The following is a 15188-nucleotide window of genomic DNA, read 5'->3' as shown; positions in this document are numbered from 1 at the left end:
TTTAAAATAAATAAAATTCAATATATTCTAATTTAATTTTCTTCATTTTTTATTATTCCTATTATTTCTTCACTTGTCTTTGCTTTCATCAGACTTTCTCTGAATTTATCCTCTCTTATAAGTCTTGATATCCTTGCCAAGACCCTTAAATACTCCTGTGACTGATTTTTAGGACATAAAAACATAAAAAATATATTCACATTTTCCTCATCAATGGCTCCATATTCTATCCCATTTCTTGAAATTCCCAATGTCACAGTAAGTTCATTTACAGCATCAGTTTTTGCATGGGGAACGGCTACGTTTTTTCCTATTCCCGTACTTCCCATATCTTCTCTCGCATATAAATCATTTAGTGCAATTTCTTCATTTTTAACATATCCGCTTTTCTTTATATTTTCAAAAAGCTCTTTAATGACCGCATTTTTAGTTTTAGACTTTAAGTCAAGTTCTATTGTTTTCACATTAATATAATCTGCAACTTTTTTATCGAGCAACATATAACTCCTCCATTAAAAATTTTTTCATTTCCATTTTCACTTGTAAATTCTCATTTATATATTTTTCAAAAAATATTATTATTTTTTTTAAATATTCGGAGTTTTCTTCAAACTCTCTTTCAATATCTGTATAATCGGAACTTTTCTTATTTATCAAACATATTTTTTTATATTTTGACATAAGTTGAGAACCGAGCAAATTTTCCAATTCATTAATATCATAAATCCCCTGTTCCAACATTATTCTTCTCAAAAAGGATAAAAGAAGATAATATTTATAACCTTTCTTTATATTCCTCCTTGTATTTATGAATTCAAGTATTTCAATTAACCTGTCAAAAAAAACTTTATCTTCATAATTAATATCATAAATTTTATTTACACTGTCTAAAATATACAATGAAATTTCCAATTTTTCAATATCTTTTATAATATTTTTGAAAATTTTTACCAATTCCGCTTCACTTATCATATAATACCCATTTTTTTCCTGTATTGTTATATATGTAATATTCAGGGGATTTAAGGCAACAGGATTTCTTCTTTTTGATTTTCTTATACCGTACGACACGACTTTCATTTTTCCATATTCCCTGCTAAAAACCGTTGCCATTAAATCTGCTTCATTTATTTCTTCTTTTTTTAATACAAGACATTTTGTTTTTAAAGTTTTCATATTCTTCTTTCATTGTTTAATACTATTTAAAATTTGATAATCTGTAAATTATCTGGGAATTACCATCCGTTACTGATATTTTAGAAGGATAAGTATATTCTCCTGATTTCACATAATCACTGAAATTTACTTTATATCCTTTACTTATTATAGATGTCAGCCATGAATTTTCAAATGTAAATGTATCTCCGTTTGTTGTCTGAGTTTTCTTAGATGTAATTTTATTAAGCTTATTAAACACACTTAGTATATTCGCTTCATCTTCATGCAGCTTCTGAGTAACTGTTTGATTTAATGACGGATAATATATAGTTTTATTATTTCCGGTAAATGTATAAATTTCACCTTTATTTACAGCCGGATAAGTCATTTGTAGCTTCAATGTTCCTCCACTATATGTCATAACATATCTTTTTGTTTTTACAGATTTATTCATTTTCAAACTTTCTGTAACATTTACCGTAAATCTGCTTTTTTCCCAGAAATCTTTAGAAAAAGAAAATACTGATATTAACACAAAAAGAAAAATTACTCTGCTTACTGTTGCTTTATTTTTTATCATTTCCTCACCTCTTAGTAATACTTATAAATATCGGAGATAGTTTTATTTCATTATTTTATTTTCATAATGCTTCCGACTCATATATATTAATGTAAGTTCCTTTAGTTTGTCTGTGTAGTTCCTTTATTTTTTTTGAATTCCTGTTCTATTTCCTCATTAATTTGATTTTGAATTTCTTTATTAACAGCATCATCCGTGCTCCATTTATATACAAGGACACTTTGAATATCGTAAACTTCATAAGACGGTCTGAACCTTAATTCTTTTGTCTGCTTAAAAGAATTAAGATCCTTTATATAAAATGAACCTATTATGAGACCTCTTGGAAAAATGTCACTCGTTCCTGAAGTTTCTATATTAAATATAGATTTTTCAGTTACATTTTCGTTATAATTAAAAATTGAAAATGTTCCGTTTCCGTTTCCACGTAAAATTTGCATATCCGTATCGTTTATTACTGTACTGATTCTCGAATTTTTACTCGTCAATAACGTAACTTCAGAATAATCAGCTCCTACTTTGGAAACTTTTCCTATAAGAAAACCGTTATACATCACAGGCAAATTTAATATTATCCCATGATTTCTCCCTTTATCTATAAATATTCTTTCTGAAGAATTTAGATTTTCCACAAGTGCCACATCTGCCGCAATATATTCTGAAGGATTTTTACTTCTCATTTCAAGCATTGTTCTTAATTTTTTATTTTCTTCGGCAATATTTGCAAGCTCCATATTTTGAACTTTATTTTTCTGCAACTCAAAATCTCTTTCTTTATTATTTTTAATATACGTATCCACATAATTTATATCCTGTATTCTTGATTTGAATTTCAATGTTTGCTTGTAAATAATACTTTTTACATTTACAAGTTTAAAATTTATAATCTGAGCTGCCTCGTCAAGAATTTTAAATGAACTTACCACTCTGTCTTTAAATATAAATAAAACTGTTGCTACAACTACTATAATCAGAATATTTCTGCCCGTATTTTTTCTCTTTTCAGCATTTTTCGATTTTTTTGTTGCCATCTGCAGGCTCCTTTTTAGTGATGATTTTTATTTTAAAATTATACTATATTTTTCTGACTTTGTAAATGTTTGAGAATATTAAATATTTTTCATCTTTTCCCTGTTGCTTTTTGAATTTTTCCAGTTATAATATATTGTATGAAATTAAATTATTTAATATATTATTTTAACAAAGAAACCTTCTTAGATAATAGAACTTCTTTAAATTATCTATATGTTCCATTTTTTAAAAGTTTTATAATTCCGGAAATGCTGTCAATAATATTTGAAAAATAAGCCGGACTTTTATTAAGAAGGTTTTGAAAGGAGAAAATATGAGAATCTATGAGAGTGACAGTATCAGAAATGTAGCTATTTTAGGACATAGCGGTGCAGGAAAAAGTAACATGACTGAAGCACTGGAATTTACTGCAGGACTCACAACAAGAATTTCAAATCCCAATGACAATCTAAAAATAAGCAGTTCCACATCTTTACATACGATTGAATACCAATCTCTGAAATTTAACTTTCTCGATATTCCGGGATATGCCGATTTTTTTGGAGAACTGGAATCAGGTCTTGCCGCAGCTGACGGTGCTATTATAATTGTTGACGGAACTACTGACTTATCTGTGGGAACTGAAACTTCTCTTGAACTGACCAACAGCAGAAATATTCCGAGATTTATTTTTGTCAATAAAATTGATAGTGAAAAAGCTGATTATGAAAAGATTCTTTCACAATTAAGAGAAAAATACGGAAAAAGAATTGCTCCTTTTCATGTTCCATGGGGAAAAGCCGATTCATTCAAAGGACATATAAATGTAGTTGATATGTATGCCAGAGAGTACAATGGAAAAGAATGCCGGAATGCTTCCATTCCTGATGATATGGATGGGCAAATCCAACCTGTGAGAGATATGCTTCTCGAAGCAGTTGCCGAAACAAACGAAGAGCTTATGGAGAAATATTTTAACGGAACGGAATTTACTACTGCGGAAATTCATAAAGGACTTAGAGAAGGTGTACTCAATGGAAATATTATTCCCGTTATATGTGGATCTACATTTAAAAATATAGGTCTTCATACAACTTTCGATATGGTAAGAGATTATCTGCCTGCACCCCGTGACAATAAAAAAGTCAAACCTGAAAAAAAAGAATTTGTATGTCAGATATTTAAAACTGTCATAGATTCATTTTTGGGAAGAGTTTCTTATGCAAAAGTTCTTTCAGGAGAATTAAAGCCTGAAAGTGAAATATATAATATCAACAAAAGAATTAAAGAAAGAGTTGGGAAAATATCCGCTATGGTGATGGATAAACTCATAGATATTCCTAAAGCAGTATATGGAGATATCGTCATATTTACAAAATTTTCAAATACTCAAACTTCAGATACTTTGGCAAGCAATGAAAAAGAGCCTTCAGTTCCCAATATATCTTTCCCGAAAGCTCAAATGCTCATTGCAGTGGAACCTTTAAATAAAGCCGATGATGAAAAAATATCTACAGGACTTCAGAAGCTCATGGAAGAAGATGCTTCTTTCATATGGAGCAGAAATATGGAAACAAGTCAGACAGTACTCGGAGTACAAGGAGACTTACATATTGTCACATTAATTGAAAAGTTGAAAAATAAATTTGGAGTGGAAGTAAAAACTGAAGAATTAAAAGTTCCGTATAGAGAAACTATAACAGGACAGTCCGATGTACAGGGAAAATATAAGAAACAGTCAGGAGGGCACGGGCAGTATGGAGATGTTAAAATTAAATTTATGCCTGCTGATGAAAGTTTTACATTTGAAGAAACTGTAGTAGGAGGCAGCGTTCCTAAATCATATATTCCTGCTGTAGAAAAAGGACTTAAAGAGTCACTTTCACATGGTGTTTTGGCAGGATATCCTGTTACAAATATAAAAGCCGTTCTTTATGACGGTTCCTATCACGATGTGGATTCTTCGGAAATGTCTTTCAAAATTGCCGCAAATCTGGCATTTAAAAAAGGAATGCTGGAAGCCAAACCTGTACTTCTTGAGCCGATTATGGAACTGTCGATAATTGTTCCTGAAGAATATATAGGAGATATTATGGGAGATATAAACAAAAAACGCGGAAAAGTAATGGGAATGGAATCTCACAAAGGGACAAAACAGAAAATAATCGCTGAAGCTCCTATGTCTGAAACTTTTAAATATGCAAATGACTTAAAAGCGATGACCCAAGGACGGGGATATTTTGAAATGAAACTTTTAAAATATGAAGAAGTTCCTTATGAATTGGCTAAAAAAATAATTGACGAAAGTCTTACAGAAAAATAATCTATGATTTTTATATTTTCTTTTTGTGAGGATAACTATAAATCCTCACTCTTTTATTTATATCTTTTTGTATGTATATTTCCATTATATCTTAATATCATTGAAATCTTTTTCAAAAACTATGTAATCAATATTAAAATTATGAGGACTTCAACCGGTCCTCATAAAAAACTTCTATTATTATCTACCATATTTTTATTCTATCTTTAGATTCTTTATAAAGTTTATTACCTTTTTCAGTTTTAAAAATATTATGGAAAGCATCCACATTAGGAAAAATTCCATTTACACGGTAATAATTCGGTGAATGAGGATCGGATTTAACAAGATTTTTTAAATACTCTTCTGTAGCTTTCTGTCTCCATATTCTCGCGTGATTCATAAAAAACAGTTCATTTTGTGTATATCCGTTTATCTTTATATCTTTTTCAGGATGATCTTTCAGATACATCTGTAAGGCGTCAAAAGCTATGTTTACACCACCGAGATCAGCTATATTTTCAGTTAATGTAAATTTACCGTTTATATTCACATTAGGAGATATCGAATATTTTGAAAATTCTTCAGCCAATTTTTCAGTTACAGCATCAAATTCTTTTTTATCTTCCTTTGTCCACCAATCTTTCACATTTCCATCTCCATCAAAAGAAGCTCCCGAAACATCAAAACCGTGTGTCATTTCATGACCTATAACTGCTCCTATACCTCCAAAATTACTCCCCGGTCCAAGTTTCCGGTAGTCATAAAAAGGAAATTGCAATATCCCCGCAGGGAACACTATCTCATTGCCTGTAGGAGAATAATAGGCATTTACCTGATTGGCATTCATGTACCATTCAGACTTATCAACGGGTTTTCCTACTTTTTTAAGTTCTTTCTTATACTCCCATTTACTTATGCTTTTCATCTGTTCATATAAGCTGTCTTTTTCATTTATAATCAGTTCGTCAAAATTTCTCCATTTATCAGGATATCCGATTTTCACTGTTACTTTTCCTAATTTTTCAAGAGCTTTCTTTTTTGTTATATCACTCATCCAAGTAACTCTTTCAATCCTATTATGAAATGCCTTTAAAATGTAATCTACCATTTCTTTGGCATTTTTTTTGGCTTCAGGAGAAAAATTCTTTTCTACATAAATTTTCCCAACTATTTCTCCTAATGTACCATCTACAAAATACAGAGCTCTTTTTTCAAACTTTTCCCTTTCCTTTTGACCGTTTATATATTTTCCATAAAATTCAAATTTTCTTTCTCCTAGTTTATCTGTGAGAATTCCCGAAGCTCCTGAAATAAGATGAAATTTCAAATAATCTTTAATCACATCTATATTTGAATTATTTAATATTTTGTCAAGATTTTCATAATATTTTATCTGACCTATAATAACTTTATCCGTATTTACTCCCGACTGTTTCAGATAATTTTTCAAATCAACATTTTTGACTATTTTATCTAATTCATTTACTTTTCTCGGATTATTTATTTTTTTTACATCATGACTTTCTTCATTTGTAAGAAGCAGTTTTGCTATCTGTTTTTCAAATTCAACTAATTTTTTAGCTTTTTCTACGGTATTTTTTTCTCCGAGATAAGTAAGCATATCACTTACATATTTAGTATATTCTTTTAAAATTTCAGCATTTTCAGAAGTTTCTTTCTGATAATAATCTTTTGAAAGCCCCAATCCCGCCGAACCTAAGTAAACCGCATTATCCTTTGACGAATTTAAATCCGTTCCTACTCCCCAGCCATATAGCGTTCCCCCTCCTTCTTTTGTAACTTTTATAGTATATTTTTCAAAATCTTTTATGTTTTTTAATAAATTTATTTCTTCCAAGTCTTTTTTTATAGGTTCTATTCCTGCTTCATTTCTTGTTTTAATATTCAAATAGGAATAATAAAGAGTTATTATTTTTTTCTCATCGGCATTTTTAATATTTTTTTTCTTTTTTAATTCTTCTACTAAATTTTTTAAAAAATCCTGATTTTTTTCAGAAAGCTCTGTAAAAGAACCCCACGCAGGTTTTGTTGATGGAATTTGTGTTCTTTTTTCCCAATTTTCATTCACAAATCTGTAAAAATCATCTTGAGGCTTTACAGTTTTACTTAAATCCTTTGTCAATTCTTCGTCACCAGTATTTGAAATATTTACAGACATATTTACTTCTTCCGCCTTTCCCGATTTAATTTTCTGACCGGCTCCATAAGTTGTTCCCAGACAGATTAAAAATAATGAAATTATTAATAATTTCTTCATAAGTTTAAATCTCCCTTCATAATATCTTATTTTTTTAAGTATAACATACATAATTTTATTTTAACTTATAAATATAGAATAAATATAAAATATATTATTTTCTTAATTTTTTTCAATTATTTGTTTGATATTTTGATGCTTTTGTAGTAAAATAAATCACATAGAAATTACAAAGCGGAACAGTTATAAAAAGTTATTTTAAAATTTATAAGAGAGGCAGAATATATGAAAATAGGAATTGATAAAATAGGATTTGCAATGCCTAAATATTATCTCGATATAGAAGATCTAGCAATCGGTAGAAATGCCAATCCCAACAAATTTAAAAAAGGGCTTATGCAGCTTGAAATGAGTGTTTCCCCTGTCAGTCAGGACATAGTCACATTAGGATCTGCCGCTGCTTACGAAATTTTGGATAGTTCCGACAGGGAAAAAATAGATATGATTATAATGTGCACTGAAACAGGAATCGATCATAGTAAAGCTGCTTCAGTATTTATACATAATCTTTTAAAAATACAGCCTTTTACTCGTTCAGTAGAAATTAAAGAAGCCTGTTACGGAGCAACAGCCGGTCTCAATTTTGCTAAAAATCACATTGAAAAAAATCCTGATTCTTACGTTCTTGTCATTGCAAGTGATATAGCAAAATATGGTATAAATTCACAGGGAGAATCCACACAGGGTGCAGGCAGCTGTGCAATGCTCCTAAAAAAGAATCCGAAACTTCTTATTTTAAATGATGATAATGTTTTCCATACCCGTGATATTATGGATTTCTGGCGTCCAAATTATTCAAAATACCCCTGTGTTAATGGGCATTTTTCCGCAAAACAGTATCTTGATTGTTTGACAGTCATATGGAATGAATATTTAAAAAGAAACAGTAAAACTCTGGAAGACTTTGAAGCTGTTTGTTTTCATCTTCCATATCCGAAATTGGGACTTAAAGGTCTACAGTCACTTTTCCCAGAATCTTTCACCAAAGAAATGAAAGATAAATTTCTGAAAAATTTTGAATCCTCCATAGTATATAATCAAAAAATTGGAAACATCTACACAGGCTCTCTTTATTTGAGTCTGCTTTCTTTACTGGAAAATTCAAATAATTTAAAATCAGGTGACAGTATTGCCATGTACAGTTACGGAAGTGGTGCAGTAGGTGAGATTTTCAGTGTAACATTAGCAGAAAATTTCAAAAAATCTCTCCGTATAGATAGAAAAACCGAATTTTCCAAACGTCATAGACTATCCGTAAATGAGTATGAAAAAATATTTTTTGAAGAGATTACTGTTAATGAAGAAGGAAATTTTGACCTTAATAACTCTGATGACAGTATTTTTTCTCTTGAAAAAATAGAAAATCATAAAAGAATTTATAAAAGCAACATAAAAAAATAAAGGAACGAATTTATAATGAAAACTAAAAAAAATATATGGCTGGGCTTTCATAATAAAAGTAGAAGTGAACGTATAAAAATATTAAAAGAAAACAGTTTTCTGAATGATGAATTTTCAGAAAATCTTTTGAACAATGTTACTTTGCCCTGTGACATAGCTGAAAAAATATCCGAAAACAACATCGGAACTTTAGCATTACCTTTAGGTATCGCACCAAATTTTCTAATTAACGGTGAAAAATATACAGTTCCTATGGTTATTGAAGAGCCTTCAGTTATTGCAGCCTGTAGCTATGCCGCAAAAATGATTTCCTCTTCAGGAGGATTCTATGCGGAAATTTTAAACCGTAAAATGACGGGACAGGTGATTTTATATAATATTGAAAATATCGAAAAAGCCTTTGAAAATGTCCTTAATTATAAAGAGATAATTTTAAATACTGCTAATGAAGCATATCCTTCCATTGTTAAGAGAGGAGGAGGAGCTGAAGATATAAGAGCGGAAATTTTTTATGATGACAATACTTCTTTTCTTTCAGTCTATCTGACTGTCGATGTAAAAGAAGCAATGGGGGCAAATATTATAAACAGTATGCTTGAAGGGATAAAATCTCTTCTTGAAAAAATAACCGGAGGAATCTGCCTCATGACAATTTTGTCCAATTATGCCGACAAGTCTCTTGTGACTTCATCATGTGAAATAGATATTAAGTTTTTAAGTAATGATATAAACGTTGCCGTTAATATAGCAAAAAAAATCGAGTTGGCAAGTAAATTTGCCAAAATTGATATCTATCGTGCCGCAACTCACAATAAAGGTATTTTTAACGGAATTGATGCTGTCGTTATTGCGGTAGGAAATGACTGGCGAGCAATAGAAGCCGGAGGACATGCTTATGCAGCTTCAAGTGGAAAATATAAAGGACTTACAACTTGGACTTTTGATGAAAAAAACTTAAAACTCAAAGGCATGCTGACTCTTCCAATGCCCATTGCTTCTGTGGGTGGTTCTATCGGACTTAATCCCTCTGTAAAAGCTGCTTTTAATATTTTAAAAAATCCTGATGCAAAAACTTTAGCTTGTATTATTGTTTCTGTAGGACTTGCTCAAAATCTCGCTGCTCTCAAAGCTCTCGTCACTAAAGGTATACAGAAAGGACATATGAAATTACAAGCTAAATCACTGGCTCTTTCAGTAGGCGCTATTGGAAGTGAAGTGGAAATTTTAGCTCAAAAACTCACAGAAGCCAAACATATAAATTTAGAAAATGCAAAAAAACTTCTGAAAGAAATTAGAAAAAAATTAAGAAAAATTGAATAATTAACCAAAAGAGCTTGTTTACCATATTTCAAGCTCTTTCTTCGACTTTCAATTATTACATTTACCATCTTAAAATGAATTTAATTTATTTCCAAGTATTTGTTATAGTCAATATATGTCGTTTCCATTATCTGATCATAATATAAATTTTTTTCTTTTATATTTTCTATTAATTTATATTTTTCAATTTTTATCTCATAATATTGAAATAAATAATCCTGTAATTTATAAATATTAATGCCCGTATTACTTACTACAACATACTTAACAAAATCTCCTACAGTAACTTTTTCTTTTCCGAATAATATTGTGTTATTTGTTTTTCTGAACTTAAATCTGGAATCTGAACTTAATACGGAAGCATAAAACCATTCTTCAAACCCTAAATCTTCAATTTTATCTTTAAATCCCCATTTTTTCAAAGATTTTATGGTAAAAAGCTCTTCTGTATTGAAATTATGTACATTTTCAATATATTCTTTTAAATCATTTAATTCAATTCCATAAATATTCAACTTTTGTAAAGATATTATCTTATTTGGAAGATATTCAAATATTTGAAATTCGTTTTTTAAAATATTAAATACTCGATAAAAACTTGATGTATGCCTTCCTTTAATATATTCGGAATTCAAATCTATAGTATCTTTACTTTTTAAAACTTTTTTATAATACTGCTCTAAATTGCTGTATTTATTAGATAAAACCATATTGTAATAAATTTTATATCCTAATTTTTTTAAATTATAAGAATTTATAATTGAGCTGTCTTTATTTGGAAATCTATCCAAATAGATCTCTTTTATTTCATCAATATAATAAATATCTTCCATTAATTTCCTTCTCAGATACTGCTGTTCTTCCCATGTTAAATCTTTATACTCTATTGAATACATGCCATTTTGAAGATATTCTGAAATACAATTTATATAATTTGCTAAAATTGTTTCCTTTTTTACTCCATATTTTTCTTCATATGCAGAAACCAGCTCATCTAAACTTACAGGTGCTAATTCTATTAACAAATCCAACATTTGCATTTCCCTGTTTGGATTTCCGAATTTTAATGTCGGCATCTTCCCGAAATTTAAATCTATTTTTTCACAATTTTTCAAAATTTTTTTTAGAAAATTATGTAATTCATATTCATCTCTAATGTCCCACTCTAACATTTTTTCAGGATAATCAGTAAATAATTTTAAAGTAGAAATTTCTAAATTTTTAAATTTATTAAAATCCAACTCTCTTATGATATTTTCGGGAGTTTGTTCTATTTTTCCATAATATCTGATTTTTCTTCCTTTTTTATAAAGAACTGTACTTTTTTCTGCGACTCTATTTTCAAGATATCGTTCTGAAAATCTAAATTTTTCCTGATTTATCATATTGTGACTTTCTAAAAAACTTTTATATATTTCATCCAATTTTTCTATTTTTGTATCACTTTCACAATATGTTCTTAATAAATAGTCTAATATTGAATTTCTATCTTTTTTTATCCTTATCCCTTTTTCATTTATAAAATCTTTATATATTATTTTTTCTGCTTTATTTCTTAGTTCTTCAGAAATTTCACTATCAAATAATATATTTTCTAGATTTTCTTTTCCTTTTTTATATTTTACTTTTAAAAAATTATAAATTATTTCCGAAGTGTTAAAAATATGTGTAAATTCTTCCCGATGCCAATAATATTTTTCAAATATTTCCTTATAATCATCTTCTCTTACTTTTCCTATTTTTTCATATAATTTTTTTCAATTTGTCTTATTCTTTCTTTGGTAACTCCCATACTTTTTCCTATTTCTTCTAAAGTCTTTCCTTTTAATCTATTTAAAAAAATCATTTTTTTATTTTTACTTAAACTATTTATATAATCTTCTAATTTAGGTAAATAAATTCTATATTTATTTTCAATTTTTTCTATTTTATTTTCCGTTATTAAACTGTCCAATATAATTTGAAAAATTTTTGTTTCTTGTAAACGTTCAAATATCTTATCATTAATTTGTAGATTTGAAATTAACCCTTTATTTTTTAATATTATATCCAGTACAATTTCTTTCAAATTTTTAAATTCCTGATGAAAGTCATCTAAATATTTATCTTTTATTTCATTATTTTCAATAAAACCCGTTTCTTTCTGAAATCCAAAATCTATATATTTTTTTCTTACTACTAAAATTTCATTTAACGTCTTCACCCCTAAATTTTTAAATTCTATCAGTTCTTTTTCAGAAATCTCCATAAGTTCCTGCATCGTATAAATCCCATTTTCTATCAAACAATTATACGCTCTTGTTGATAACCCTAATTTTTCAATTTTCATAAACTACCTCTTTTTATACCTTTTATTCTTTATCATTAACATATATATAGATAATAAAAATTGTTATGATACTACACAATTTCATATTTTAATATCTAAATTGTATATTTAAATATGTTTAAAGATTCTATCCTTATTATTTACCTACACACTTATTTAAATACATCATATGTTTCTATTCAATCTTCTCCTATATCCTCTTCTAGGAGCTTAATACTCTATTTAAATACATCATATGTTTCTATTCAATAAACTGTAGCACGGACACACGGTTACAAAGGGAGTAATTTAAATACATCATATGTTTCTATTCAATGAGTCTTGGAATATCTATTATAATATACTTAAGGAATTTAAATACATCATATGTTTCTATTCAATCCCAAAAAGATTTTTTTGCTGTCAAAAATTTTTTAATTTAAATACATCATATGTTTCTATTCAATGGGAAAAGATTTTTTAGGGAAGGAATGCGTTTAAAATTTAAATACATCATATGTTTCTATTCAATGTTATAAATAAAACCTTACTAAAATCTCCTATTAAAATTTAAATACATCATATGTTTCTATTCAATAAAAGAGAAACTTTTGATTTGATAACTAATATTGTATTTAAATACATCATATGTTTCTATTCAATGAAATATTTTTTGAAGCCATTTATATTTTTATCAAATTTAAATACATCATATGTTTCTATTCAATAATTAAATAAAAAAAAACAGGAGGAAACAAAAAAAATTTAAATACATCATATGTTTCTATTCAATGTAACAGGAATAAATTTATAGTATCAGATTTCTCCGATTTAAATACATCATATGTTTCTATTCAATAAACATATAAAAGCGGGGGAAACGATCTGTAATGGATTTAAATACATCATATGTTTCTATTCAATTTTTTCACCTCCTTGCATAGCCCTCTCACTATACGGATTTAAATACATCATATGTTTCTATTCAATTCACCAAATAAAATATAATCTTTGATGTTTCGTCTTATTTAAATACATCATATGTTTCTATTCAATAAAAGAGGTGGAAAGGTATGGTTAATGAACAGCTCTATTTAAATACATCATATGTTTCTATTCAATTAAACGTAGAAAATGTAAACGGCGTACTTTGTACAAATTTAAATACATCATATGTTTCTATTCAATATCTATCAGGTCACTATCAAAGCTGAAATCTCTGTATTTAAATACATCATATGTTTCTATTCAATGCTCCATTTCTAATTTTTCCATAAGTTTATTGAAAATTTAAATACATCATATGTTTCTATTCAATAAACAGCTTGTAATCTTCTATTGTTTAGTTTGACAAATTTAAATACATCATATGTTTCTATTCAATTAAAATATTTTGGATTTCATTAATATTTTGTGGAATATTTAAATACATCATATGTTTCTATTCAATAAAACTTACAGATTTAAAGAGTTTGATTTAGCATTATTTAAATACATCATATGTTTCTATTCAATAAGAACTCCCGCAGTTTGAATATTAAAACTGACATATTTAAATACATCATATGTTTCTATTCAATAATTATATAGAGTATCAATTTTGTAAATCGTTTTTAATTTAAATACATCATATGTTTCTATTCAATTCTCAAGACATACGACGAAAGATATAATTACAACATATTTAAATACATCATATGTTTCTATTCAATATTTTTGCAGCTCCACAAATGAAATGTAAATGTTTTATTTAAATACATCATATGTTTCTATTCAATACCATTTTGACAACAACATCAAAATGGTACAAACGTATTTAAATACATCATATGTTTCTATTCAATTTAATGTTTCTTGCTGTTGTATGTGAATTAGAAAAATTTAAATACATCATATGTTTCTATTCAATTAAACCTCCATTTGGGACTTGCGGGTCTTAGTTTCAATTTAAATACATCATATGTTTCTATTCAATTATATGCCTGAAACATGTGAAACATGAGGGAATAGATTTAAATACATCATATGTTTCTATTCAATTTTCTTTGTCAACTTCATATCCCAGAAACACAGGGAATTTAAATACATCATATGTTTCTATTCAATATGTTGTTGTCAAAATGGTCGTTATTTAACCAAATAATTTAAATACATCATATGTTTCTATTCAATACTAAAAAAAATAGTCAAGGTAATTAAGTTTTTTGAATTTAAATACATCATATGTTTCTATTCAATCCTCTTGTTCTCTAAAAACTTTAAATTCAACATCTATTTAAATACATCATATGTTTCTATTCAATTTTCTTCAAAATTTATATCTTCTTTAGCTGTTAAAATTTAAATACATCATATGTTTCTATTCAATGTAGAGTTGGGAGAAAGTTTTTTCCAACTAGATTTATTTAAATACATCATATGTTTCTATTCAATCAACATATGCACCATTACAAATGTAATTAGCTTGCATTTAAATACATCATATGTTTCTATTCAATAGGAGATCTTCATATCTCAGGCTCTGGATATGCGCATTTAAATACATCATATGTTTCTATTCAATCTATGAGTCTGTAAGAGCTAAGAGGTCAAAAGAGGGATTTAAATACATCATATGTTTCTATTCAATAATTTTATAAGAGCATGATTAGCCAGCTTCAAGACTATTTAAATACATCATATGTTTCTATTCAATATTAAGAGAGAGGCAACTATGAAGTCTAAGAAAGACAATTTAAATACATCATATGTTTCTATTCAATCTATACATTGTACACAAAGGAAAATTGTGTATACTGATTTAAATACATCATATGTTTCTATTCAA

General features: G+C 27.9%; 10 protein-coding genes and 1 CRISPR repeat array. Of the genes, 3 read left to right on the top strand and 7 right to left on the bottom strand.

The genetic code is table 11. The annotated features are described in order from the left end of the window. Positions 1-32: 32 nt before the first annotated feature. The 4 genes from EII29_RS09090 to mreC form a co-directional block, all read right to left on the bottom strand. The gene (locus EII29_RS09090; RefSeq protein WP_125237214.1) at positions 33-500 is read right to left on the bottom strand and encodes a PTS sugar transporter subunit IIA; all 468 of its coding nucleotides are present in this window, start codon (positions 498-500) and stop codon (positions 33-35) included. Beyond that, positions 487-1176, bottom strand: coding sequence for a DNA repair protein RecO (gene recO, locus EII29_RS09085; RefSeq protein ID WP_125237213.1), 690 nt, complete (start codon positions 1174-1176; stop codon positions 487-489). The genes EII29_RS09090 and recO overlap by 14 nt, the downstream gene beginning before the upstream one ends. 22 nt (positions 1177-1198) lie before the next feature. Continuing rightward, the gene (locus EII29_RS09080; protein ID WP_125237212.1) at positions 1199-1738 is read right to left on the bottom strand and encodes a hypothetical protein; all 540 of its coding nucleotides are present in this window, start codon (positions 1736-1738) and stop codon (positions 1199-1201) included. 101 nt (positions 1739-1839) lie between these two features. Next, positions 1840-2769, bottom strand: a complete 930-nt coding sequence (mreC, locus tag EII29_RS09075) for a rod shape-determining protein MreC (RefSeq protein WP_125237211.1) — start codon at positions 2767-2769, stop codon at positions 1840-1842. Between the two features lie 314 nt (positions 2770-3083). On the opposite strand from mreC, the gene EII29_RS09070 reads away from it, so the two are divergent. Continuing rightward, positions 3084-5072 carry a translation factor GTPase family protein gene (locus EII29_RS09070; RefSeq protein WP_125237210.1) on the top strand — a complete coding sequence of 663 codons (1989 nt, stop codon included), beginning with the start codon at positions 3084-3086 and terminating at the stop codon, positions 5070-5072. Between the two features lie 184 nt (positions 5073-5256). On the opposite strand, the gene EII29_RS09065 is transcribed toward EII29_RS09070, so the two are convergent. After that, positions 5257-7332, bottom strand: a complete 2076-nt coding sequence (locus EII29_RS09065; RefSeq protein ID WP_125237209.1) for a M13 family metallopeptidase — start codon at positions 7330-7332, stop codon at positions 5257-5259. Positions 7333-7557: 225 nt separating this feature from the next. On the opposite strand from EII29_RS09065, the gene EII29_RS09060 reads away from it, so the two are divergent. Both EII29_RS09060 and EII29_RS09055 read left to right on the top strand, forming a co-directional pair. Next, a complete protein-coding gene (locus EII29_RS09060) occupies positions 7558-8733 on the top strand; it encodes a hydroxymethylglutaryl-CoA synthase (RefSeq protein ID WP_125237208.1) in 1176 nt (391 codons plus the stop codon). A 15-nt stretch (positions 8734-8748) separates the two neighbouring features. Then, a complete protein-coding gene (locus EII29_RS09055) occupies positions 8749-10053 on the top strand; it encodes a hydroxymethylglutaryl-CoA reductase, degradative (protein WP_125237207.1) in 1305 nt (434 codons plus the stop codon). A gap of 80 nt (positions 10054-10133) precedes the next feature. Here EII29_RS09055 and EII29_RS09050 read toward each other — a convergent pair whose 3' ends face one another. Next, positions 10134-11438, bottom strand: coding sequence for a hypothetical protein (locus EII29_RS09050; RefSeq protein ID WP_125237206.1), 1305 nt, complete (start codon positions 11436-11438; stop codon positions 10134-10136). 350 nt (positions 11439-11788) lie between these two features. Then, positions 11789-12382, bottom strand: a complete 594-nt coding sequence (locus EII29_RS09045) for a DNA-directed RNA polymerase subunit alpha C-terminal domain-containing protein (RefSeq protein ID WP_125237205.1) — start codon at positions 12380-12382, stop codon at positions 11789-11791. A 154-nt stretch (positions 12383-12536) separates the two neighbouring features. Next, positions 12537-15188: direct repeats of the CRISPR family, unit length 29 nt; unit sequence ATTTAAATACATCATATGTTTCTATTCAA.

Origin of the sequence: Leptotrichia sp. OH3620_COT-345 (assembly GCF_003932895.1) — a bacterium.
Lineage (GTDB): Bacteria > Fusobacteriota > Fusobacteriia > Fusobacteriales > Leptotrichiaceae > Pseudoleptotrichia.
The sequence above is the reverse complement of the archived record's forward strand: the minus strand, read 5'-3'. Positions and strand labels throughout refer to the sequence as shown.